This window comes from Paracoccus thiocyanatus, assembly GCF_900156255.1.
Lineage (GTDB): Bacteria > Pseudomonadota > Alphaproteobacteria > Rhodobacterales > Rhodobacteraceae > Paracoccus > Paracoccus thiocyanatus.
The window spans coordinates 11788-34945 of the sequence record NZ_FTMK01000007.1 but is presented as its reverse complement, the minus strand read 5'-3'; the positions used below and the strand labels follow the sequence as shown (position 1 = coordinate 34945).

General features: G+C 68.4%; 21 protein-coding genes. 16 read left to right on the top strand and 5 right to left on the bottom strand.

The genetic code is table 11. From position 1 onward, the window contains the following. The first annotated feature begins 68 nt into the window (after positions 1-68). The 6 genes from F3H32_RS06995 to F3H32_RS06970 are packed head-to-tail and all read left to right on the top strand — an operon-like array spanning position 69 to position 6010. On the top strand, positions 69-2909 hold the full coding sequence (locus F3H32_RS06995) for a monovalent cation/H+ antiporter subunit A (protein WP_149765216.1): 2841 nt from the start codon (positions 69-71) through the stop codon (positions 2907-2909). After that, positions 2909-3292, top strand: a complete 384-nt coding sequence (locus F3H32_RS06990) for a Na+/H+ antiporter subunit C (RefSeq protein ID WP_149765215.1) — start codon at positions 2909-2911, stop codon at positions 3290-3292. The genes F3H32_RS06995 and F3H32_RS06990 overlap by 1 nt, the downstream gene beginning before the upstream one ends. Next, complete coding sequence (locus tag F3H32_RS06985) at positions 3289-4863, top strand: monovalent cation/H+ antiporter subunit D (protein ID WP_149765214.1); 1575 nt, start codon at positions 3289-3291, stop codon at positions 4861-4863. The genes F3H32_RS06990 and F3H32_RS06985 overlap by 4 nt, the downstream gene beginning before the upstream one ends. Next, the gene (locus F3H32_RS06980) at positions 4860-5351 is read left to right on the top strand and encodes a Na+/H+ antiporter subunit E (protein ID WP_149765213.1); all 492 of its coding nucleotides are present in this window, start codon (positions 4860-4862) and stop codon (positions 5349-5351) included. Before F3H32_RS06985 ends, F3H32_RS06980 begins: the two co-directional genes overlap by 4 nt. Continuing rightward, entirely contained in the window at positions 5348-5617 is a 270-nt protein-coding gene (locus F3H32_RS06975; protein ID WP_147427671.1) for a K+/H+ antiporter subunit F, read from the top strand. The genes F3H32_RS06980 and F3H32_RS06975 overlap by 4 nt, the downstream gene beginning before the upstream one ends. Before the next feature lie 9 nt (positions 5618-5626). After that, positions 5627-6010, top strand: a complete 384-nt coding sequence (locus F3H32_RS06970; protein WP_115756062.1) for a Na+/H+ antiporter subunit G — start codon at positions 5627-5629, stop codon at positions 6008-6010. A 233-nt stretch (positions 6011-6243) separates the two neighbouring features. Here the strand turns inward: F3H32_RS06970 and dapA are convergent, their stop codons facing one another. Then, positions 6244-7119, bottom strand: a complete 876-nt coding sequence (dapA, locus tag F3H32_RS06965; RefSeq protein WP_149765212.1) for a 4-hydroxy-tetrahydrodipicolinate synthase — start codon at positions 7117-7119, stop codon at positions 6244-6246. A gap of 102 nt (positions 7120-7221) precedes the next feature. On the opposite strand from dapA, the gene F3H32_RS06960 reads away from it, so the two are divergent. Further along, the gene (locus F3H32_RS06960; protein WP_223191363.1) at positions 7222-9375 is read left to right on the top strand and encodes a lytic transglycosylase domain-containing protein; all 2154 of its coding nucleotides are present in this window, start codon (positions 7222-7224) and stop codon (positions 9373-9375) included. On the opposite strand, the gene F3H32_RS06955 is transcribed toward F3H32_RS06960, so the two are convergent. The 4 genes from F3H32_RS06955 to F3H32_RS06940 all read right to left on the bottom strand — a co-directional run bounded on the left by F3H32_RS06955 (position 9329) and on the right by F3H32_RS06940 (position 13267). Then, positions 9329-10288: a DMT family transporter gene (locus F3H32_RS06955; RefSeq protein WP_149765211.1), complete on the bottom strand. Its 960-nt coding sequence runs from the start codon at positions 10286-10288 to the stop codon at positions 9329-9331. The genes F3H32_RS06960 and F3H32_RS06955 overlap by 47 nt on opposite strands. A gap of 62 nt (positions 10289-10350) precedes the next feature. Beyond that, on the bottom strand, positions 10351-11139 hold the full coding sequence (locus F3H32_RS06950; RefSeq protein ID WP_149765210.1) for an inositol monophosphatase family protein: 789 nt from the start codon (positions 11137-11139) through the stop codon (positions 10351-10353). A 68-nt stretch (positions 11140-11207) separates the two neighbouring features. Then, complete coding sequence (locus F3H32_RS06945; protein WP_149765209.1) at positions 11208-11909, bottom strand: GntR family transcriptional regulator; 702 nt, start codon at positions 11907-11909, stop codon at positions 11208-11210. After that, the gene (locus F3H32_RS06940; protein WP_149765208.1) at positions 11906-13267 is read right to left on the bottom strand and encodes a formimidoylglutamate deiminase; all 1362 of its coding nucleotides are present in this window, start codon (positions 13265-13267) and stop codon (positions 11906-11908) included. The genes F3H32_RS06945 and F3H32_RS06940 overlap by 4 nt, the downstream gene beginning before the upstream one ends. Positions 13268-13363: 96 nt before the next feature. Here F3H32_RS06940 and hutI point away from each other — a divergent pair, with 96 nt between their 5' ends. The 9 genes from hutI (at position 13364) to F3H32_RS06895 (ending at position 23158) form a co-directional block, all read left to right on the top strand. Then, entirely contained in the window at positions 13364-14566 is a 1203-nt protein-coding gene (hutI, locus tag F3H32_RS06935) for an imidazolonepropionase (protein WP_149765207.1), read from the top strand. A gap of 7 nt (positions 14567-14573) precedes the next feature. Further along, on the top strand, positions 14574-16115 hold the full coding sequence (hutH, locus tag F3H32_RS06930) for a histidine ammonia-lyase (protein ID WP_149765326.1): 1542 nt from the start codon (positions 14574-14576) through the stop codon (positions 16113-16115). Beyond that, positions 16112-16903: an N-formylglutamate deformylase gene (hutG, locus tag F3H32_RS06925; protein WP_149765206.1), complete on the top strand. Its 792-nt coding sequence runs from the start codon at positions 16112-16114 to the stop codon at positions 16901-16903. Before hutH ends, hutG begins: the two co-directional genes overlap by 4 nt. Then, positions 16900-18048: a CaiB/BaiF CoA transferase family protein gene (locus tag F3H32_RS06920; protein WP_149765205.1), complete on the top strand. Its 1149-nt coding sequence runs from the start codon at positions 16900-16902 to the stop codon at positions 18046-18048. The genes hutG and F3H32_RS06920 overlap by 4 nt, the downstream gene beginning before the upstream one ends. Further along, positions 18045-19199 carry an acyl-CoA dehydrogenase family protein gene (locus F3H32_RS06915; protein WP_149765204.1) on the top strand — a complete coding sequence of 385 codons (1155 nt, stop codon included), beginning with the start codon at positions 18045-18047 and terminating at the stop codon, positions 19197-19199. Before F3H32_RS06920 ends, F3H32_RS06915 begins: the two co-directional genes overlap by 4 nt. Before the next feature lie 12 nt (positions 19200-19211). Then, a complete protein-coding gene (gene hutU / locus F3H32_RS06910; protein WP_149765203.1) occupies positions 19212-20876 on the top strand; it encodes a urocanate hydratase in 1665 nt (554 codons plus the stop codon). A gap of 90 nt (positions 20877-20966) precedes the next feature. Continuing rightward, entirely contained in the window at positions 20967-21782 is an 816-nt protein-coding gene (locus tag F3H32_RS06905) for a transporter substrate-binding domain-containing protein (RefSeq protein ID WP_115756237.1), read from the top strand. A 66-nt stretch (positions 21783-21848) separates the two neighbouring features. Continuing rightward, the gene (locus F3H32_RS06900) at positions 21849-22496 is read left to right on the top strand and encodes an amino acid ABC transporter permease (protein WP_149765202.1); all 648 of its coding nucleotides are present in this window, start codon (positions 21849-21851) and stop codon (positions 22494-22496) included. Then, positions 22496-23158 (top strand): amino acid ABC transporter permease, encoded by a 663-nt coding sequence (locus F3H32_RS06895; protein WP_149765201.1) that lies wholly within the window; start codon positions 22496-22498, stop codon positions 23156-23158. The genes F3H32_RS06900 and F3H32_RS06895 overlap by 1 nt, the downstream gene beginning before the upstream one ends.

The following is a 23158-nucleotide window of genomic DNA, read 5'->3' as shown; positions in this document are numbered from 1 at the left end:
CTTTGTCATTTGCTTGACATCGCCGCCCCCCCTCGCGAACAGGGGGGAACGAAGAAGGACGAGGGACAATGTCGCCAGCACTGATCGCCGCGCTTCCGTTCATCGGCGCGCTGCTGCCCGGATTGCTGATCCGCTCGGGCCGCGATGTCGCGGCCCTGGCCTGCGCGGCGGCCACGGCGGTCGCGCTTTTGGGGCTTGGCCTGCACATCCCCGCGATCATGGCCGGCGAGGTGATCACCGCGCGCTTCGCCTGGTTGCCCTCGCTGGGGCTGAACGTGCATTTCCGCATCGACGGGCTGGCGCTGCTGTTCGGCATCCTGATCCTGGGGATCGGGCTGCTGATCATCGCCTATGCGCGCCATTACCTGTCCAGACGCGATCCGGCGGGGGTGTTCTATACCTATCTGATGCTGTTCCAGGGTGCGATGCTGGGCATCGTTCTGTCCGACAACATCCTGCTTTTGCTGGTGTTCTGGGAACTCACCTCGCTGTCCTCGTTCCTGCTGATCGGCTATTGGAAGCACCTGCCCGAGGGGCGGCAGGGCGCGCGCATGGCGCTGACCGTGACCGGCATGGGCGGGCTGGCGATGATCGCGGGCATGCTGATCCTGGGCAATATCGCCGGCAGCTTCGACATCAGCGACATCCTGGCGTCGCGGGACGCGGTGCAGGCCAGCCCGTATTACCTGCCGGCCTTGCTGCTGATCCTGCTGGGGGCATTCACCAAATCGGCGCAGTTCCCGTTCCATTTCTGGCTGCCGCATGCGATGGCGGCGCCGACGCCGGTTTCGGCCTATCTGCATTCCGCGACCATGGTCAAGGCGGGGCTGTTCTTGATGGCGCGGCTGTGGCCGGTGCTGTCGGGCACGCCGGAATGGTTCTATATCGTCGCCACGACCGGGCTTGTGACCATGGTGCTGGCGGCCTGGATCGCGCTGTTCCGCGACGACCTGAAATCGCTGCTGGCCTTTTCGACCGTCTCGCATCTGGGGCTGATCACCATGCTCCTGGGCTTTGGCACCAAGGCGGCGGCGGTGGCGGCGGTGTTTCACATCATCAACCACGCCACCTTCAAGGCGGCGCTGTTCATGACCGCCGGCATCATCGACCACGAGGCCGGCACCCGCTCTATCGCCCGGCTGGGCGGGCTGCGGCGGCTGATGCCGGTGACATTCGTCATCGGCACCATCGCCGCGCTGTCCATGGCCGGCATCCCGCCGCTGAACGGCTTTCTGTCCAAGGAACTCATGCTGGAGCAGGCGGGCCAGACCGATTGGCAGGGCCATCCCGGCCTGGTCTTCGCCATGGCGACGCTGGGGGCGGTGTTCTCGGTCGGCTATTCGCTGCGCTTCGTCTGGCAGGTGTTCTTTGGCCCCGCGCGCGAAGACTATCCGCAGCGGCCGCATGATCCGGGCTTCGGCCTGTGGTTTGCGCCGGGGGTCCTTGCGGTGCTGGTGGTGCTGATCGGGCTGTTTCCCAACGCCATGGCGGGCTGGCTGGTCGCGGCCGCGGCCAGCGCCGTCACCGGGACCGCCCAGCATCCGCATCTGGCGCTGTGGCACGGGGTGACGCCGGCGCTGATCGCCTCGGTCGTGGCGCTGGCCGGCGGGGCGGCGCTGCTGGCATTGAACCGGCGCCTGCTGGCGGCGCGCGCCGCCATCGCCTGGCCCGAGGCCAAGGCCCTTTTCGACGCCACTACCCGCGCGGCGACCTGCGCGGCGGGCTTCCTGACCGACCGGCTGACGAACGGGTCCATGTCGCGCGCCTTTGCCGCCTTGACGCTGACCGTGGTGCTGTGCGGCTTCTGGGCGTTCTCGACCGGGGGCTGGCAGGGCGCGGCCCGGCCGATGCTGCCCATCCAGCCGGTGCCGCTGGTCGGCTGGGTGCTGCTGATGGTGGCGACCTGCTGCATGGTGGCCTTTCACCGCCAGCGCATCCTGGCGCTGGTGCTGGTCGGCATCATCGGGCTGATGGTGTCGGTCAGCTTCATCTACCTGTCCGCCCCCGACCTGGCGCTGACCCAGATCTCGGTCGAGGTGGTCACGGTGATCCTGCTGCTGCTGGCGCTGAACTTCCTGCCCAAGTTCACCACGATCGAAAGCCGCGACCGCCAGCGCGCGGCCGATGCCTTTATCGCCACGCTGGCGGGGCTGGGCTTCGCGGCGCTGGCCTATGTCGTCATGCGCAGCGATTTCGCCTTTCCGTCCATTTCGCAATACATGCTGGCCAACAGCTACAGGCTGGGCGGCGGCGACAACGTGGTCAACGTGATCCTGGTGGATTTCCGCGGCTATGACACCTTTGGCGAGATCACCGTGCTGGGCATCGCCGCGCTGACCATATTCGCCCTGACCGAGACGCTGCTGGCCGGCACCAGCGGGCGGCGGCTGCGCAACTGGGTGCATGGCAGCCGCCGCGCCGGCGACCGCCATCCGCTGATGCTGGTGGTGGTGACGCGGCTGGTCCTGCCCATCGCGCTGGTGGTCGGGCTTTACATCTTCCTGCGCGGCCACAACATGCCGGGCGGCGGCTTCGTCGCCGGGCTGGTGGTTTCGGTGGCGCTGGTGTCGCAATACATGGCCTCGGGCTTTGCCTGGGCGCAAGAGCGGCAAAAGATCAACTATCATGCCCTGATCGGCGCCGGCGTCATCGCCGCCGGGCTGACCGGCATCGGCGCCTGGTTCGCGGGACTGCCCTTCCTGAGTTCGGCCTATGGCTATGTCAAGCTGCCGGGGCTCGAAGAGTTCGAGCTGGCCTCGGCCATGGGCTTTGACCTGGGGGTGTTCCTGTGCGTGCTGGGGGCGGTGATGCTGGCGCTCAATTCGCTGTCGCGCATCGCCAGGGCGGCAGGCGGGACCACCAATCTTGACCCGATGGACATCGACCCCAGCAAGGAGGCGCGGCGCTGATGGAACTGCTGCTGTCAAGCGCGATCGGGATGCTGACCGCGGCGGGGGTCTATCTGATCCTGCGCCGGCGCAGCTTTGCCGTGGTCCTGGGCATGACCATGCTCAGCTATGCCATCAACCTGTTCCTGTTCTCGACCGGGCGGCTGGTGGTGAATGCGCCGCCGGTCCTGCGCGAAGGCGCGGCGGCCTATACCGACCCGCTGCCGCAGGCGCTGGTGCTGACCGCCATCGTGATCAGCTTCGGCATGACCGCGGTGGTGGCGATGATGGCGCTCGGCGCCTTTATCGAGGGCGGCGACGACCGCGTGGACATGCCCGCGGCCGACCGCCTGCCTGGCGGCAGCCGTTCGGCCAAGCGCATCTCCGGGGATGGCGACGCATGAGCCACCTGATCATCGCCCCCGTCGTCCTGCCCGCGGTCATCGGACCGCTGATCATCCTGTGGATGCGCCACGACCTGCTGTTGCAAAGGGTGTTTTCGACCGCGGCGACCGCAGCCCTGGCCGGGGTGGCGCTATACCTCAACCTGCTGGCGGCAGGCGGAGAGGTCCAGGTCTATCGCCTGGGCAACTGGGCCGCGCCCTTTGGCATCGTCTTGATGCTGGACCGGCTGGCGGCGCTGCTGCTGCTTTTGACCGCGCTGCTGGCCCTGGCGGTGCAGCTTTACGCCATCGGCTCGGGCTGGGACCGCAAGGGCCGGCATTTCCACGCGCTGTGGCAGTTCCAGCTTATGGGGATCTGCGGCGCCTTCCTGACCGGCGACGCCTTCAACCTGTTCGTATTCTTCGAAATCCTGCTGATCGCCAGCTACGGCTTGATGATCCATGGCGGCGGCGAAATGCGGCTGCGGGCAGGCGTGCAATACATCGCCTACAACCTGGCCGGTTCGACCCTGTTCCTGGCGGCGCTGGGGGTGCTTTACGCGGTCACCGGCACGCTGAACATGGCTGATATGGCGCAACGCGTGGCGCAGATGCCGGCCGAGGACACCGCGCTTTTGCGCGCCGGCGCGGTGCTTTTGATGCTGGTCTTCGCGATCAAGGCGGCGCTGGTGCCGCTGCATTTCTGGCTGCCCTCGACCTATGCCAATGCGCCGGGTCCGGTGGCGGCGCTGTTTGCCATCATGACCAAGGTGGGGGTCTATGGCATCATCCGCTTCTTCACCCTGGTCTTTCCGCAGGATGCGGTGACGCAAAGCGTGGTGGCGGACCTGCTGCTGCCGGCGGCGCTGTTCACCCTGGCCATCGGCCAGGCCGGCATCCTGGGCACCCGCCACCTGGGCCGGCTGGCGGCTTTCGCCGCAATCGGCTCGGTCGGGACGCTGATGATCGCGGTGGCGCAGTTCACGCCGCAGGGTACCTCGGCCGCCGTCTATTACCTGGTCCATTCGACGCTGGCGGCCGGGGCGCTGTTTCTGATCATGGACATGATCGGCGCGCGCCGCGGCGACCTGTGGCTGCGGTCGGACCGGGCCATGCCGGACCACGGGCTGATCGCGGCGCTTTATTTCGTCGCGGCCATCGCCATTGTCGGCATGCCGCCGTTTTCCGGTTTCATCGGCAAGCTTCTGGTGATGCAAGCCAGCGGGACGGCGCCGGCGATGGTCTGGATCTGGGCCACCATCCTGATCACCTCGCTGGTGGCGATCTATGCCATGTCGCGCGCCGGCTCGATCGTGCTGTGGAAAGGCGCGGCGCTTGGGCCCGCTTCCACGCCGGCGCCGCCGGCTGCGGGCGGCCCCAAGCTGGAGCCTGACGAGCCGATCCAGGATCTGGGCGATGCGCCGGCGAATTGGCTGGCCGTGGCCTCGGTGATGCTGCTCTTGTCGGGCATCGTCGCGCTGACCGCCTGGGCTGGTCCCGCCATGCGCCTGGCCGAGGCGACGGCCGCGCAGCTCCACGACCCCGCCGCCTATGTCGCGGCGGTGCTGGACGGGCAGGAGGGCACGAAATGATCCGCCGCCTGTTTCCCCACCCCTGGCTGTCGCTGGCGCTGGTCCTGGTCTGGATGGGCCTGGTCAATCGCTGGGCCGTGGGCTCGCTGGTCTTTGCCGCGATCATCGGCCTGGTGGTGCCGCTGGTCACCGCGCCCTATTGGCCCGGCGCGAACGGCTATCGCGCAGCGCACCGGATCCCGGCCTATTTCATGATGGTGCTGTGGGACATCGCCAGGGCGAATTTCACCGTGGCGCGGATCGTGCTGTTCATGCCGCGCCGCGCGCTTCAGCCGGCCTGGATCACCGTGCCGCTGGACCTGCGCCACCCCGAGGCGATCACCGCCCTGGCCGCCACCATCACCCTGACCCCCGGCACGGTCAGCTGCGACCTGTCCGAGGACGGCCGCGCCCTGCTGGTCCATGCCATGCACGCCCCCGACCCCGATGCGGTGCTGGACGAGATCAAGACCCGCTACGAGGCCCGGCTGAAGGAGATCTTCGAATGATCGGATATGCGCTTTACTTCGCCTATGGCTGCTTTGGGCTGGCGCTGCTGTTCTGCCTTTACCGTGTGGTCTTCGCGCCGGGCCTGTCGGACCGGGTGCTGGCGCTGGACACCATGGCGATCAACATGATCGCGCTTCTGACGCTGTTCGGCATCGACAAGGGCACGACGATGTATTTCGAGGCGTCGCTGATGTTCGCCATGGTCGGCTTCATCTCGACCGTGGCTTATGCGAAATTCGTCCTGCGCGGCGACATCATCGAATAGGAGGCGGGCATGATCGCGGAAATCATCGTCTCGGTCCTGCTGGTGCTGGGCGGGTTCTTCGGCCTCGTCGGCTCCTACGGGCTGGTCAAGCTGCCCGACCCGATGACCCGGCTGCACGCGCCGACGAAATCGGCGACCCTGGGGGTTGGGGCGGTGCTGATCGCCTCGCTGATCTGGTTTCCGGCGCGGCACGGGGTGCTGACCTGGCACGAACTGCTGATCACGCTGTTCCTGTTCCTGACCGCGCCCGTCACCGGCTATTTCATCGCCAAGGCGCATATGCACCTGGGCTGGAGCCGCGACGAACTGCCCCGCCCGGCGCCCGGCAAGGATTGGGCGACCTTTTGCGACCCGGACAAGGAAAGTTTCGTCGACCGGCAGGCCAGGGATTAGCAGGCGGCGCGCTTGCAGGGGGCTTTGCCCCCGCGCGTTCCGCGCTCCCCCAGGATATTTGGACACGAAAGAAGCCGCGAGGGCGGGCCTCGGCGCGGGCTTTCGCTTCTTTCGTGCTTAAATATCCTGCGGGGGTCCGGGGGCGCAAAGCCCCCGGCCGCGGCAGCCCCGCCTGGCCAGCCATGAAAAAGGGGCGGAAAGCCGCCCCCTCTCGTTCCGGCCTGATGCGCGGTTCAGATCAGCCCGGCATGGGCCATGGCGGCGTCGATGCGGGCCATGGTGGGGTCGGTCAGCCCGACCAGCGGCAGCCGCACCCTGTCGCTGCAAAGCCCCAGCCGCGACATGGCGTATTTCGCGCCCGCCACGCCCGGTTCCAGGAAAATGGCCTCGTGCAGGGGCATCAGCCGGTCCTGATAGTCCAGCGCCGTGGCATAGTCGCCGGCCAGCGTCGCCTCCTGGAACTCGGCGCAGAGCCGGGGCGCGACATTGGCCGTGACCGAGATGCAGCCGACCCCGCCATGGGCGTTGAACCCCAGCGCCGTCGCGTCCTCGCCCGAGAGCTGGACGAAATCCCTGCCGCAGGCGGCGCGCTGCATCGAGACGCGTTCCAGCTTGCCGGTCGCGTCCTTGACGCCGATGATGCGCGGCAGCCGGGCCAGTTCGCCCATGGTGTGGGGCGTCATGTCGATGACCGAGCGGCCGGGGATGTTGTAGATGATGATCGGCAGGTCGCTGGCGTCGTGAATGGCGGTGTAATGCGAGATCAGCCCGGCCTGGGTCGGCTTGTTGTAATAGGGCGTCACCACCAGCGCCGCATCGGCGCCCGCGGCCTGGGCGTGCTGCACCAGCCCGATGCCTTCGCGCGTCGAGTTCGAGCCGGCGCCGGCGATGACCGGCACGCGGCCGGCGGCCAGGCGCACCACCTGTTCGATGACCTGGCGGTGTTCCTCATGGCTCAGCGTCGGGCTTTCGCCGGTGGTGCCGACGGGCACCAGCCCGTGGCTACCCTGTTCGACATGCCACTCGACAAGCTTTTCCAGCGCGGGAAGATCCAGTTCCCCATCGGGGGTGAAGGGCGTGACCAGCGCGGGCATCGAGCCTTTGAACATGGGGGTATCCTGATTTGCCTATGCGGGCGGCTTACATCCGGGCGCGGGGATTGCCAAGGATGTGAGTTGCGTCATACGGCGGAACCTCGCAGAAAGGCGGCCATGATGTATCCTTTGCGCGACAGGCTGATGGCAAGGCTTCTGGGGCCGGTGCTGGGCCTGGCCCTGGGCCTTGGCCAGATGGCGGCGGCCGAGGATGCGGGGCATCTGTCCCGCGCGCTGGCTGCGGCCGGGATGCGCGACTGGACCGCCGCCACGGTCGAGGCCGAAGCCTCGGGGCCCATCGCCCGCGACCTGATCGCCTGGCAGCGGCTGCGGGCGGGACAGGGCGACTGGCCGGAATATCGCGATTTTGCCCGGCGCCACGCGGACTGGCCGGGCATGGCGCTGTTGTGGAAGCGCGGCGATGCGGTGCTGCGCCGCGACCTGCCGCCGGCCGAGGTGATCGAATGGTTCGGCCCCCGCCGCCCCGACACGCTGAAGGGCGCCATGGCGCTGATCGCGGCCTTGCAGGCGACCGACCCCCAGGCCGCCGGGGCCGAGATCGCGCGGTTCTGGACCAAGCAGGCGCTGACCAAGCCCGAGGCCGAAGCCTTTCTGGCCGTCCATGGCGCCCAGGTTACGGGGCTGCATGATGCGCGGCTGATGCGGCTTCTGGACCGGGGCGAATGGCAGGCGGCGCAGGTCGCGCTGCCCATGGCCACGGCGCCGGCGCAGGCATTGGGGCGGGCGCGGCTGGCGCTGCAATCGGGCCAGGCGGGGGTGGATGCGCTGATCCTGGCCCTGCCCGAGGCGCAGCGCGGCGATGCCGGCCTGGCGCTGGACAGGTTCCGCTGGCGGGTCTGGGCCAAGATGCCGGATCTGGCGCGCGAACTGATGCTGGAGCGCTCGACCAGCGCCGAGGCGTTGCGCGACCCTGCCGCCTGGGCCGGCATGCGCGCCGATTATGCGCGCCTGGCGCTGCGCCAGGGCGATTGGGCGCTGGCCGAAAAACTGGCGGCGGGGCATTTCCTGCCGCCGGAAGGGAATGCCTTTTCCGACCTGGAATGGCTGGCCGGCTATGGCGCCTTGCGTGGCGGCGCGCCGGATCGGGCGCTGCGGCATTTCCGGGCGCTGGAACAGGCGGTGGCAAGCCCGATTTCGCTGTCGCGCGCCCATTACTGGCAGGGCCGGGCGCTGGAGGCCGCCGGCGACGGGACCGGCGCCCGCGCCGCCTATGAACGCGCCGCGGAACACCAGACAGCCTGGTATGGCCAGCTTGCCGCCGAAAGGCTGGGCCTGCCCATGCAGCCGGGGCTGGCGCTGTCGGGGCCGGGCGCGGACAGCCTGCCCGACTGGCGCGGCAGCGCGCTGCGCGCCGATCCGGTCTGGCAGGCCGGCACCTGGCTGGTCGCTGCGGGCGAGCCCGACCAGGGCGCGCGCTTTTTCCTGCACCTGGCCGAGACCGCCGCGCCCGAGGATATCGGCCGCATGGCGCGGATGATGCTGGAAATGCGGCTGCCCTGGCACGCGCTGCGGCTGGCCAAGGCGGCGGCGGCCAAGGGGGTCGTCTATCCGGCCGCCTATTTCCCGCTGACAGGGCTGGAAACCACGGCGCTTGGCCTGCCGCCCGAACTGGTCATGGCCATCGCTCGGCGGGAAAGCGAGTTCAACCATACGGTTTCCTCGCATGCCGGGGCGCTGGGGCTGATGCAGGTCATGCCCGACACCGCGCGATCCATGGCGCGCAAGGTCGGCGAGCCCTTCGAACAGGCGCGGCTGACCCGCGACGCCGCCTATAACGCGCGGCTGGGCGCGGCCTATCTTGCGGGGCTGTGCGACCGCTTCGGGCCTTCGGTCGCGCTGGTCGCTGCGGGCTATAATGCCGGGCCGGGGCGGCCGGCGCGCTGGCTGGGCGATTTCGGCGACTTGCGCGGCGGGGTCGATCCGGTCGATTGGGTCGAGATGATCCCCTTTGACGAGACGCGCAACTATGTCATGCGCGTGGCCGAGGCGCTGCCGATCTATCGTGCCCGCATCAAGGGCGCGCCGGTGCCGCTGGTGCCAAGCTGGGACCTGACGGGGGGCGGGATGAAGCCTGCGCCCGCGCCGCCGCCGATCCGGCTGGCCAGCTCTGCCCGGCCGCTGATGCCGGCGCGCAGGCTGGCGCATTATGCCGCGGGCGGCGTGCTGGCCGAGGTGCTGGGGCCGACCCCGGCCCACGCCCCGCTTAGTTCGGCCCGGCCCGTTCGCGCTGGCGCGCGCGCCACCAGGTAAACAGGCCCGCGCCGATCACGATGGCGCCGCCGGCCGCGACGTTCGGGGCCAATGTCTCGCCAAAGATCAGGACGCCGAAGATGCTGACCCAGACAAGCTGCGTATAGGAAAATGGTTGCAGCGCCGAGGCTTCGGCCAGTTCATAAGCCTTGATCAGCATGAAATGCGCCGCCACCGCGGTCAGGCACAGCACCAAGAGCCAGGGGATGTCGCGTCCCGCGATGGGTTCCCAATGCCAGATGCCGATCAGGGTGATGGCGCCGGCGCCGGCGACGCCGGTCCAGAAAAAGCTGGTCATGGCGGGGTCGTCGCGTCCCACCAGCCGGGTCAGCAGCCCATAGACGGCAAACATGGCGGCGCCGACAAAGGGCAGCACCGCCTCGGCGGTAAAGACGCCGCTGCCCGGCTTCAGCACGATCAGGATGCCGGCAAAGCCCACCGCGACCGCGGCCCAGCGGCGCCAGCCGACCTTCTCGCCCAGGAACGGGCCCGAAAGCGCCGAGATCAGCAGCGGATAGCAGGCAAAGATCGCATGGGTGTTGATCAGCCCCAGCCGCACGAAAGCTTCGACCGTGACCACGACCTCGGCCACCAGCAGCACGCCGCGAAAGGCCTGCGTCCAGGGCCGTTTCGAGCGGATGGCGCGGCGCAGACCGCCCGGCGCGCGGGCGCAAAGCAGGATCACGAAGACCGCGAAGAACCAGTATCGCAGCATGACCACGAAGATCGGCGGATAGGCGCTGCCCAGGTGGCGCGAGACGCCGTCCTGCGCCGCAAAGATCAGCGCCGAGGCGCAGATCAGCAAGATCGCCGTCCCCTGCCGTTCGCTGCGGGGCCGGGCAAGGGGCGGCGGGACGGCGGGCGAAGCGGTTGCCGGGGCCATCAGCGGACCCGTCTGGCGATTGTTGGGCATGGCGCGGTTCCCCGGCTGGAACTCCGGCCATGCGCCCGCCCGCGGCAAAGGTCAAGCCGGGCTTAGTCGCGCTGTCGCACCAATCCAGCCAATTCTTCGAAAAGCTGCGTGTTTGCGGCGACGATCGAACCCGATTCGATCACGCTTTCGCCGGGGCGGATCGATTCGACGAAGCCGCCGGCCTCTTTCACCAGCAGGATGCCGGCGGCCACGTCCCAGGACTTGATGCCGCGTTCCCAATAGCCCTCGTAACGGCCGGTCGCGACATAGGCCAGGTCCAGCGCCGCCGCGCCCCAGCGCCGGACGCCGGCGGTCAGCGGCATCAGCCGCGCCAGGTCGCGCAGCGTCGCGGGCAGGGTGCCGCGCCCGGCAAAGGGCACGCCGGTGGCAAAGATCGATTCGATCATCTGCCGGCGGCCCGACACGCGGATGCGGCGGTCGTTCAGAAAGGCGCCGTCGCCGCGCTCGGCGGTGAACAGCTCGTCCTTGGCCGGGTCGAAGACCACGGCGGCGACGATTTCGCCCTTGTGCTCCAGCGCGATCGAGACCGCCCAATGCGGCAACCCGTGCAGGAAGTTCGTCGTGCCGTCCAGCGGATCGACGATCCAGCGCCGGGTCGGGTCCTCGCCCGCCTCTTCGCCGGTTTCCTCGCCGATCCAGCCATAGTTCGGGCGGGCGCTGCGCAGTTCTTCCTTGATGATGCGCTCGGCCTCGCGGTCGGCGCGGCTGACGAAGTCGCCCGCGCCCTTGACCGAGACCTGAAGGTTTTCGACCTCGCGGAAGTCCTTGACGAGGCTGCGGCCCGCCTTGCGCGCGGCCTTGATCATGATGTTGAGATTGGCGCTGGCCATGGCTTTTCCTTTGTGGATTGCCCAGCCTATTAGGCGAAGAGCCGCGCAAAGTGAAGCGGCGGCGGCGGTCAGGGCGTCGCGATCATCGCATAGCCGGGATGAAACGCCACCCGGACCGAGGTTATGGCGCCCAGGTCGTTGAAGGTGGTGCGTTGCAGGATCAAAAGCGCCGCGCCCTGCCGGGTTTCCAGCAGGCGGGCGTCGCGGGCGCTGGCGTTCTCGGCCGAAAAGGCCATGTCGGCGCGCAGCCAGGGAAAGTTCCTGACCAGCCATTCATTGGCGGTGATGCGCTGGAAATCCACCGCCTCGGCACCCGGCGCGGCGGCGGGGTTGATCCAGCGATCCTCGGCCTGGAACGGCTTGTCGTCGCCGTAATGCACGCTGCGCAGATGGATCAGCGCGCAGCCCTCGGGCAGGGACATGCGGGCGGCGACTTCGGCCGGCAGCGGGCTGCGGCGCTGCGCGACGACGCGGTGGCTGTATTCCATCCCCGCCTGCTCGATCTGTTCGCGCACGATGGGGATGGTCAGCGTGGCCTTGCGCGCCGGGTTCACCTTGACATGCGTGCCGGCGCGGCGCTTGCGGTCCAAAAGCCCCTCTTCGGCCAGCAATTGCAGCGCCTTGTTCACCGTGGCGCGGGCGACGCCGAATTCGACGGCCAGTTCCGCCTCGTCCGGGATGCGGTCGCCCTGCCGCCATTCGCGGTCCACGATGCGGCGGCGCACTTCGCTGGTGATGGCTTGCGCCTTGGAGGCGGTTCTTTCGGTCACATGCGATCCTGAAGCCGGGCGATGGTCGCCAGATAATCGGCGATGATGCGGTCGCGGTCCATATGCCTGCCGTCCCGCACGACATGGCGGCCCGCCGACCAGACATCGCGCACCAGCCCGTCATGGCCGGCAAAGACCAGGCTGTCGAGCATCTGGTCGCCCTTGCGCCCCGCCATGACCGGATTGTCGAGCCCGACCGCGACCAGGTCGGCCCATAGCCCGGCCTTGATCGCCCCGGTCTCGCGCCCCGCCGCCGTGGCGCCGCCGTCCAGCCCCGCCTGATAGATCACCCGCCCGGTCGAGCGTTCCGGGCTGGCCAGGATCGCCCGGCCGCGGTCGCGCAGGCGCTGGCTGTATTCCAGCGTCCGCAGTTCCTCGACCAGCGAGATGCGGATATTGCTGTCCGAACCGAAGCCGTAGCGCCCGCCGGCCCCGGCCCAGGTCGTGCCGTTGAAGATGCCGTCGCCCAAGGACGATTCGGTGATCGGGCAAAGGCCCGCCACGGCGCCGGTGGCGGCCAGCCGGCGGGTCTCGTCCTGGGTCATGTGGGTCAGGTGGATCAGCGTCCAGCGCCGGTCGGGCTGGTGGTTCTCCAGCAGCCATTCGACCGGGCGGCACCCATAGGCGGCGCTGATTTCCTCGATCTCGGGCAGTTGCTCGGCCAGGTGCATGTGCAGCGGCCGGCCGGGGCGCAGCGCCACGCATTCCGCCAACCCCTCGGGGCTGACCGCGCGCAGCGAATGCGGGGCGACGCCGATGTCGGCATCGGCGGGCAGGGCGCGCAGGGCGTCTTCGCAGCCTTCCAGCAGGCGCTGGAATTCCTCGGGCGTGGTGCCGAAGCGGTTCTGGCCGGGGGCGAGCGGCCGGCGGTCCACGCCGCCGAACTGGTAATGCACCGGCAAGAGCGTCAGGCCGATGCCGGTGCGCCCGGCCGCGGCGGCGATACGTTCGCCCATCTCGGCGATGTTGTCGTAGTGACCGCCGCCGGGGCGGTGGTGCAGGTAATGGAATTCGACATTGGTGGCATAGCCGGCCTCCAGCATCTCCATCTGCACGAGCGCGGCGATGGCTTCGACATCCTCGGGCGTCAGGTGGTCGAGAAAGCGATACATGATCTGCCGCCAGGTCCAGAAAGTATCGCGCGGCTCGGGGCCCTTGGCCTCGCTGAGCCCGGCCATGGCGCGCTGGAAAGCGTGGCTGTGCAGGTTCGCCAGCGCCGGCAACAGCAGGCCGGCGCGCTGGCCCTGCGGCGCTGCGTCCTTCTCTACCGCGGCGATTCGGCCCTGATCGACCGTCACCCGGACGTTTTCTGCCCATCCATCGGGCAGCAAGGCCCGTTCCGCCCAGATAACCGTCATCCCGCCACCCTTGTTTGCGCCAAAATAAGTTTAGACATAGAGATAAATTAAGTTTAGACATAGAGTGACCGAGAAATCAATCCGGGATGCGATCCGATGCAGCTTCTCAGCCATGCGCAGCTTGTCACGATGGACCAGGAATCAGGCGGTTATGGCCTGATCGAACCGGGGGCGCTGGTGATTGATGCCGGACGAATCGCCTGGATCGGGGCGGAATCGGACCTGCCCGCGCAATATGCCGATGCGACGCGCCACGACCTGGGCGGGCGGCTGGTGACGCCGGGGTTGATCGACTGCCACACCCATATCGTCTTTGGCGGCGACCGCGCCCGCGAATTCGAGATGCGGCTGGAAGGTGCTGCCTATGAAGAAATCGCCCGCGCCGGCGGCGGTATCCTGTCCAGCGTCCGCGCCACCCGCGCGGCGGATGAAGAGGCGTTGCTGGCATCCGCCCTGCCGCGCGTCGATACGCTGCTGGCCGAGGGCGTGACCACGCTGGAGATCAAGTCGGGCTATGGGCTGGACGTGGACAGCGAGTTGAAGATGCTGCGCGTCGCCCGCCGCATCGGCCAGTTGCGCAAGGTGACGGTGCGCACGACCTGGCTGGCCGCCCATGCCGTGGCGCCGGAATACAAGGACGACCGCGCCGGCTATATCCGCGATGTGGTGATCGCCGGCATGCAGCGCGGCCATGCCGAGGGGCTGATCGATGCGGTGGACGGGTTCTGCGAAGGCATCGCCTTCACGCGCGAGGAAATGGCCGGCATCTTCGATCATGCGGCAACGCTGGGCCTGCCGGTCAAGCTGCATGCCGAGCAGCTTTCCGACCTGGGCGGCGCGGCCATGGCGGCGCGGCACGGGGCGCTGTCGGCCGATCACCTGGAATATCTGGGGCAGGACGGGATCGCGGCCATGGCGGCCCATGGCACCGTGGCCGTCTTGCTGCCCGGCGCCTTTTATACACTGCGCGAGACGCAATATCCGCCGATAGACGCCCTGCGCGATGCCGGCGTGCCGATCGCGCTGGCCACGGATTGCAACCCCGGCACCTCGCCGCTGACTTCGCTGCTGTTGACCATGAACATGGGCGCGACGCTGTTTCGGATGACGCCCGCCGAATGCCTGGCCGGCGTCACCCGCCACGCCGCCCGCGCCCTGGGCCTGGCGGATCGCGGCCGGCTGGCACCCGGCATGCGCGCCGACCTGGCGGTCTGGGACATCGGCCATCCAGCCGAACTGACCTATCGCATCGGCTTCAACCCCCTTCATGCCCGCATCGTCGGAGGCGAATTTGTCTGAACTGATCCTGACCCCCCTGATCCTGACCCCCAGTGAAACCACCCTGGCCGAGCTTGAGCAGGTCTGGCGCGAAGGGCTGGCGGTGCGCCTGGCCGACAGCGCCCGCCCCGGCATCGCGCAATCGGCCGCCCGCATCGAGGCGGCCGCGAATGGCGAAGAGCCGGTCTATGGCGTGAATACCGGCTTCGGCAAGCTCGCCTCGATCAAGATCGCGGCGCGGGACACGGCGACGCTGCAAAGGAACCTGATCCTGTCGCATTGCTGCGGCGTGGGCGAGCCGGTCGAGCCGGAAACCGTGCGGCTGATCCTGGTGCTGAAGCTTCTGTCGCTGGGCCGCGGCGCCTCGGGCGTGCGGCCGCTGGTGATCCAGCTGATCGAGGACATGCTGGCGCGCGGCGTTCTGCCGGTGATTCCGTCGCAGGGTTCGGTCGGCGCGTCGGGCGACCTGGCGCCCCTGGCGCATATGGCCGCGACCATGCTGGGCGAGGGGCGGGCGGTTTACCAGGGCCGCGAGATGCCTTCGGCCGAGGCGCTGGCGGCGGCGGGGCTTTCGCCGGTGGTGCTGGCGGCGAAAGAGGGGCTGGCGCTGATCAACGGCACCCAGGTTTCGACCGCATTCGCCTTGGCGGGGCTCTTCGAGGCTTTCGCCAGCGCCCGCGCGGCGCTGGTCACGTCGTCGCTTTCGACCGATGCCATCATGGGCTCGACCGCGCCGTTCCTGGACGAGATCCACACCCTGCGCGGCCATCGCGGCCAGATCGCCGCCGCCCGCGCCATCCGGGCGCTGATGGACGGCAGCGAGATCCGCGAAAGCCATCGCGAGGGCGACACCCGCGTCCAGGATCCCTATTGCATCCGCTGCCAGCCGCAGGTCACGGGCGCCTGCATCGACCTGCTGTGGCAGGTGGCCCGGACGCTGGAGATCGAAGCGAATGCCGCCACCGACAACCCGCTGGTGCTGGTGGGCGCCGACCGCATCGTCTCGGGCGGGAATTTCCATGCCGAGCCGGTGGCCTTTGCCGCCGACCAGATCGCGCTGGCCATCGCCGAGATCGGCGCCATTTCCCAGCGCCGCATCGCGCTGATGGTGGACCCCGCGCTTTCGCATGACCTGCCGCCCTTCCTGACCCCCGATCCGGGGCTGAATTCGGGGCTGATGATTGCCGAAGTGACCAGCGCCGCGCTGATGAGCGAGAACAAGCACCTGGCGACGCCTTGCTCGACCGATTCGACCCCGACCTCGGCCAACCAGGAAGATCACGTCAGCATGGCCGCGCATGGCGCACGGCGGCTGAAGCGCATGAACGCGAACCTGGCGCAGATCCTGGGCATCGAGGCGCTTTGCGCCAGCGCGGGCGTCGAGTTCCGCGCGCCGCTGGCGACCTCGGCCCCCTTGCAGGCGGTGATCGCCGCGCTGCGCCAGACGGTGCCGGCGCTGGAACAGGACCGCTACCTTGCCCCCGACCTGACCGAATCGGCCCGGCTGGTGCGCGAGGGCGTGCTGGTCGGCGCCGTCCCCGCCCATCTGCTGGACGAGGTGCGGCCGTGATCCCCGTCGAAGTCACGCAGGGCGACAGCCCGGTCATCCTGGGCCTGCCGCATACCGGGACATGGCTGCCCGATGGCATCCGCGCCCGGCTGAACCCGCGCGGGCAGGTGCTGGCCGATACCGACTGGCATATCCATCGGCTCTATGACGGGCTTCTGCCCGGCGCGACGACGGTGCGCGCGACCTTCCACCGCTATATCATCGACGCCAATCGCGGGCCGGACGATGCGAGCCTTTATCCCGGCCAGAACACCACCGGGCTGGTGCCGCTGACCGATTTCGACGGCGAGCCGATCTGGGAAACCGAACCCACCGCCGAGGATATCGCCGAGCGCAAGGCCCGCTTCCACGCCCCCTATCACGCGGCGCTGGCGGCCGAGATCGAGCGGGTGCGGGCGCGTCACGGCGTGGCGATCCTTTATGACTGCCACTCGATCCGCTCGGTGATCCCGTTCCTGTTCGATGGCGTGCTGCCGGATTTCAACATCGGCACCAATAGCGGCGCCGCTTGCGACCCGCGCATCGAGGCGGCAGTGCTTCAGGCTTGCGCCGCCACCGGCCGCAGCCATGTTCTGAACGGCCGCTTCAAGGGCGGCTGGACGACGCGGCATTACGGCCAGCCGGGGCAGGGCGTCCACGCCATCCAGATGGAACTGGCGCAGGCGACGCATCTGGAGACCGAGGCCCCGCCCTTTGCCTATGACGCGGCCAAGGCCGAAACCCTGCGGGTCACGCTGGGGGCGATCCTGGAGCGTCTTGCCGCGCTGGCGCCGGAGGTGCGGGCATGAAGCCGCTGCAAGGCATCAAGGTGCTGGACCTGACCCGTGTGCTGGCGGGGCCCTATTGCACCGCGCTTCTGGCCGACCTGGGGGCCGAGGTCATCAAGCTGGAACCGCCCGCCGGCGACGACTACCGTCATATCGGCCCGTTCAAGGACGGCGAAAGCGCGCTTTTCACCCTGAACAACCGCGGCAAGCAAAGCCTGGTCCTGGACCTGAAAGATCCGGGCGACCTGGCGCTGGCCAGGGCCATCGCGGCGCGCGTCGACGTGGTGGTGGAAAACTTCCGCCCCGGCGTCGCCGCCCGGCTGGGTCTGGGGGCCGAGGCGCTGCGGGCGGAAAACCCGCGGCTGGTCTATTGCTCGATCTCGGGCTTCGGCCAGCAGGGGCCGTTCCGCGACCTGCCGGCCTATGACCTGGTGGTGCAGGCCATGTCCGGGCTGATGGCCGGCACCGGCGAGGAAGGCGGCGCGCCGCTGAAGACCGGCGAAAGCATGGCCGACCTGATCGCCGGCCTGTTCGGAAGCTGGGCGATCATGGCGGCGCTGGTTAACCGCAACGCCAGCGGGCAGGGCGCGACGCTGGACGTCGCCATGTATGACGCGCTGTTTTCCATGCTGACCACCAGCCACGCGCTGCATCTTTATGCCGGGGTGCTGCCGCAGCGGGTGGGCAACCGCCATCCCCTGTCCACCCCCTTCGGCTGCTTTGCGACCCAGGACGGGCAGGTGGTGATCGCGGTGCTGAACCCGCGCCAGTTCGCCGCGCTGGCCACGCTGATCGGCGCGCCGGATGCCGCGGACGATCCGCGCTTTGCCAGCGACGAAAGCCGCACCGCGCATGAGCCGGACCTCAAGCGCCTGATCGAGAACTGGTCGCGCGGGCTGACCACCGAGCAGGCGGTGGCCGCCCTGGCCGGCGCCGGCCTGCCCGCCGCGCCGATCTGGGACATCGCCCAGGCGGCGGGCAACGAGCATGCCCAGACGCGCGGGCTGGTCAGCCGCCTGCCGCATCCGGTGCTGGGGCTGGCGCCGACCATCGGCCAGCCGGTGCGCTTCGATGCAGAGAAACCCGTGGCCGAAACCTCGGCCCCGCGCCTGGGCGGCGACCGCGCCGCCATCCTGCGCGCATTCGGATTGGAGGAAACCGCATGAGCGACGACTGGCACATGCTGGCCGAAGAGGAGCGGCTGTTCTGCGACGTGCTGACCCGCATCTGCGCCGAGCGGATCGCGCCCAAGGCCGCCGAGACCGACGAGACCTCGGCCTTCGTCCACGACCAGCTTGCCGTTCTGGGCGAGGCGGGGATGATGGGCGCGAACCTGCCCGAAGCCTACGGCGGCAGCGGCATTTCGGCCCCGGCGCTGCTGCGGGCGGTGGCGATCGTGGCGGGGGCCTGCGGCTCGACCGCCTCGGCGCTGACGGCGCATTACCTGGCGAGTGATTCGATCCTGCTGGGCGGGACGGAGGCGCAAAAACAGGAATGGCTGCCGAAAGCCGCCGAGGGCCGGGCGCTGGGGGCATTCGCCCTGACCGAGCCGACCGCCGGTTCCGACCCCGCCGACATGAAGACCCGCGCCCGCCGGACCGGGGACGGCTGGCATCTGAAGGGCACGAAATGCTTCATCTCGAACGGCGGCGTGGCGGATTTCATCGTCGTCTATGCCGTGACCGACCCCGACAAGGCGCATCGCGGCATTTCCGCCTTCATCCTGCCCAAGGGCACGCCGGGGCTGGAGCCGGGCGCGGCCGAGCGCACCATGGGGCTGAAGGGCGGGCATGTGTTCACCCTGAACCTGGACTGCCACCTGCCCGAAGACGCGCTTTTGGGCGAGGAGGGCCGGGGTTTTCGCACCGCCATGCAGGTCTTGGACAATGGCCGCATCGAGGTCGCCGCGCAATGCCTGGGCCTGGCCGAAGCGGCGATGACAGCCGCCGTCGCCTATGCCAAGGACCGCGTGATCGGCGGTGAGCGGCTTTCCGACCGGCAGGGCATCCGCTGGATGATCGCCGACATGGGCCTGGCCTATCGCCAGGCGCTGCTTTTGTCGCAGGATGCGGCGCGGCAGCGGCAGGAGGCGCATGACAAGGGCGGCCGCTTCTCGCTGGCCTCCAGCATGGCCAAGCTTGCCGCCAGCGAGGCGGCGGGCCGTATCGCCGACACCGCGCTGCAACTGCATGGCGGCTATGGCTATACCCGCGATTTTCCCATCGAAAGGATCGCCCGCGACCTGCGCATCATGCGCATCTACGAGGGCTCCAGCGAAATCCAACGCATCATCATTTCCGGCCATCTGCTGGCCTGAACGGAGAGAGACATGGACAATCCCCGTCTGAACACCCGCGACATCTTCCCGCCCACCGGCACCGAGATCACCGCGAAAAGCTGGCTGACCGAGGCGCCGATGCGGATGCTGATGAACAACCTGCATCCCGACGTGGCCGAGAACCCGCATGAGCTGGTGGTCTATGGCGGCATCGGCCGCGCCGCCCGCACCTGGAAGGATTTCGACCTGATCGTGGACGCGCTGCGCAAGCTGGAAACCGACGAGACTCTGCTGGTGCAATCGGGCAAGCCGGTCGGCGTGTTCAAGACCCACAAGGACGCGCCGCGGGTGCTGATCGCCAACTCGAACCTGGTGCCGCATTGGGCGAACTGGGACCATTTCAACGAGCTGGATAAAAAGGGCCTGGCCATGTATGGCCAGATGACCGCCGGTTCCTGGATCTATATCGGCAGCCAAGGCATCGTGCAGGGCACCTATGAAACCTTTGTCGAGGCCGGGCGGCAGCATTACGGCGGCGACCTCAAGGGCAAGTGGATCCTGACCGCGGGCCTTGGCGGCATGGGCGGCGCGCAGCCCCTGGCCGCCGTCATGGCCGGGGCCTGCTGCCTGGCCGTCGAATGCGACGAGACCCGCGCCGATTTCCGCCTGCGCACCCGCTATGTCGATGAAAAGACCCACAGCCTGGACGAGGCGCTGGCGATGATCGACCGCTGGACCAAGGCCGGCGAGGCGAAATCCGTGGCGCTGATCGGCAATGCCGCCGATGTGTTCCCGGAACTGGTCAAGCGTGGCGTGCGTCCCGATATCGTGACCGACCAGACCAGCGCGCATGACCCGGTGCATGGCTATCTGCCGCAGGGCTGGACCGTCGCCGAATGGCGTGCCCGGCAGGAGGCCGAGCCGAAGGCCGTCGAACGCGCCGCCCGCGCCAGCATGCGCCAGCAGGTCGAGGCGATGGTGGCCTTTCACGACCAGGGCATTCCGACCGTCGATTACGGCAACAACATCCGCCAAATGGCGCTGGAAGAGGGGTTCGAGCGCGCCTTTGCCTTTCCCGGCTTCGTGCCCGCCTATATCCGGCCGCTGTTCTGCAAGGGCATCGGCCCGTTCCGCTGGGCGGCGCTGTCGGGCGACCCCGAGGACATCTATCGCACCGATGCCAAGGTCAAGGAACTGGTCGACGACCCGCATCTGCACAACTGGCTGGACATGGCGCGCGAGCGCATCGCCTTTCAGGGCCTGCCGGCGCGGATCTGCTGGGTCGGCCTTGGCATCCGCCACAAGCTGGGCCTTGCCTTCAACGAGATGGTCCGCAACGGCGAGTTGAAGGCGCCCATCGTCATTGGCCGCGACCATCTCGATTCGGGCTCGGTCGCCAGTCCCAACCGGGAAACCGAGGCGATGCAGGACGGTTCGGACGCGGTTTCCGACTGGCCGCTGCTGAATGCGCTGCTGAATACCGCCTCGGGGGCGACCTGGGTGTCGCTGCACCATGGCGGCGGCGTCGGCATGGGCTTTTCGCAGCATTCGGGCATGGTGATCTGCTGCGACGGCACGGAAGATGCCGACCGTCGCCTTGCCCGCGTGCTGTGGAACGACCCCGCAACCGGCGTGATGCGTCACGCTGACGCGGGCTATCAGATCGCCCAGGACTGCGCCCGCGAACACGGGCTGAACCTGCCCGCGATCCTGTAACATATGCCCGCGCCGCTGTTTACCGGCGGCGCGGCTTGCGCCAGACTGCGCCGGCGTTCATAGCCGGTTCTCACACAGGGAGAGGAACACATGACACTGACCAATTCGATCAAGGCCGCGCTGCTGGGCCTGGGCGCGCTGACGCTTGGCCTCCCGGCGATGGCCGACCAACTGGCCGACGTAAAGGCCGCGGGCAAGATCGTCACCGCCACCGACATGCATTATGCGCCCTTCGACATGATCGTGAACGGCGAATACCAGGGCATGACCAAGGACCTGTTCGACGGCGTGACCGCCGAGCTGGGGGTCGAGCCGGTCTATCAGGACATCCCCTGGACGGCCGAGCTGCCGGGGCTTGAGGTCGGCAAGTTCGACATCGTCATCGCGCCGGTGACCATCACCTCGGAACGGCTGGAGCGTTACACCTTCACCATCCCGATCGCCGACGCCACCGTGTCGCTGATCAAGCCGGCCGGGTCGGATCTGGTCAAGCCCGAGGACATCGCCGGCAAGACCGTCGGCGTCCAGCAGGGCACCGCGCAGTTCAAGCAGTTGCAGGCGTTCGGCGACAGCCTTGGCGGCGTGACCGTCAAGGAATACGGCACTAACGACGAAGCCTTTGCCGATCTGGCCGCCGGGCGGCTGGACGCGGTCGCGGCCTCGATGCCCAACGCCTCCACGCTGGTCAAGGCGCGCCCCGAGCAGTTCGCGCTGTTCGAGCCGGCGCAATTCGGCGAGCCGACCTATTTCGCCTGGGTGCTGCGCCCCGGTGACGACAGCGCCAGCCTGGCCGAGGCGATCAACGCCGCCCTGCTGAAGATGACCGACGACGGTCGCGTCAAGGACATCCAGGAAAAATGGCTGGGCGCCTATACGGAACTGCCCCGCGAAGTGCCGAAGAACTGATCGGCCCACGGACCAGCCGCGGGCGGGGCCACCCCCGCCCGCAACCCCCAACCGCGGGGAGGAACGATGTTTTCCCTATCGACCTTTCTTGACGCCTTCTGGCCGCTGACGATGGCCGCGCGCTATACGCTGCTGGTGTCGGGCCTTGGCATCGCGCTGGGGCTGGTGATCGGCGCCTTTGTCTGTGTGCTGGCGCTGTCGAAATCGCGCGCGGCCCGCATCGCTGCCGCCGTCTGGGTCAGCTATCTGCGCGGCGTGCCGATGCTGGTGCAACTGCTGGTGGTGTTCTTCCTGCTGCCGGTGATCGGGATCGACGTGCCCGCCATCGTGGCGGCGGTGGTGACGACCGCCATCGTCGCCTCGGCCTATATCTCGGAAATCTGGCGCGGCGCGATCACGGCGCTGCCCAGGGGCCAGGCCGAGGCCGCCATCGCCATCGGGATGCGCCCCCGCGATAGCTGGATCCGCATCATCCTGCCGCAGGCCGTGGCCCTGTCGATCCCGCAGTTGATCAACGAGCTGATCCTGCTGGTCAAGGCGTCCTCGCTGGTCTCGGTCGTGGGGGTGATGGAGATCACCCGCGCCAGCCAGGCGCAGGCCGGCGTGACCTTTCGCCCGCTAGAGGCATATCTGGCCGCGGCTTGCCTTTATCTGGCGATCAACCTTTGCCTGGCGGCGCTGGGGCGCTGGCTTGAACACAGGATGGCCGTGTGATGGACCTGTCGATCTTCACCGAATACGGGCCCCGATTGCTGGCGGGGTTCCGCCTGACCATCATCTGCTGGCTGCTGGGCACGGTCTTCGGCGCCGCGCTGGGGCTGCTGATCGCGGTGGCGCAGCGCTATGGCGGCCGCACGGTCCGCTGGGCCTTGCAAACCTATATCGAACTGATCCGCGGCACGCCTTTCCTGGTGCAGCTGTTCCTGCTGTATTACGGCGGCCCGATGATCGGGCTGCGGCTGGACCCGATGCCGGCCGGGCTTTTGGGCCTGACCATCTATGGCAGCCCCTATTTCGCGGAAATCTTCCGTTCCGCCTTTCGCGCCGTACCGCTGGGGCTGATCGAGGCCGGCCGCGCCATCGGCATGACCGAACTGGCCATCGTGCGCCGCATCCTGCTGCCGGTCGGGCTGGTGTCGGCGGTGCCGGCGCTGGTCAATTTCTCGATCATCCTGACCAAGGAAACCGTGATCCTGTCGATCATCACCGTGCCCGAGGTGATGTATCAGACCCAATACATGGCCACGATGACCTTCACCTTCCTTGAGGGGTATTTCACGCTGGCGCTGTTCTTCTGGGCCTTCGTCGAAGTCATTTCGCGCCTGGGCCGCCGGCTGGAACGGCGCATCACCCGCCACCTGATCGAAAGGACCTGA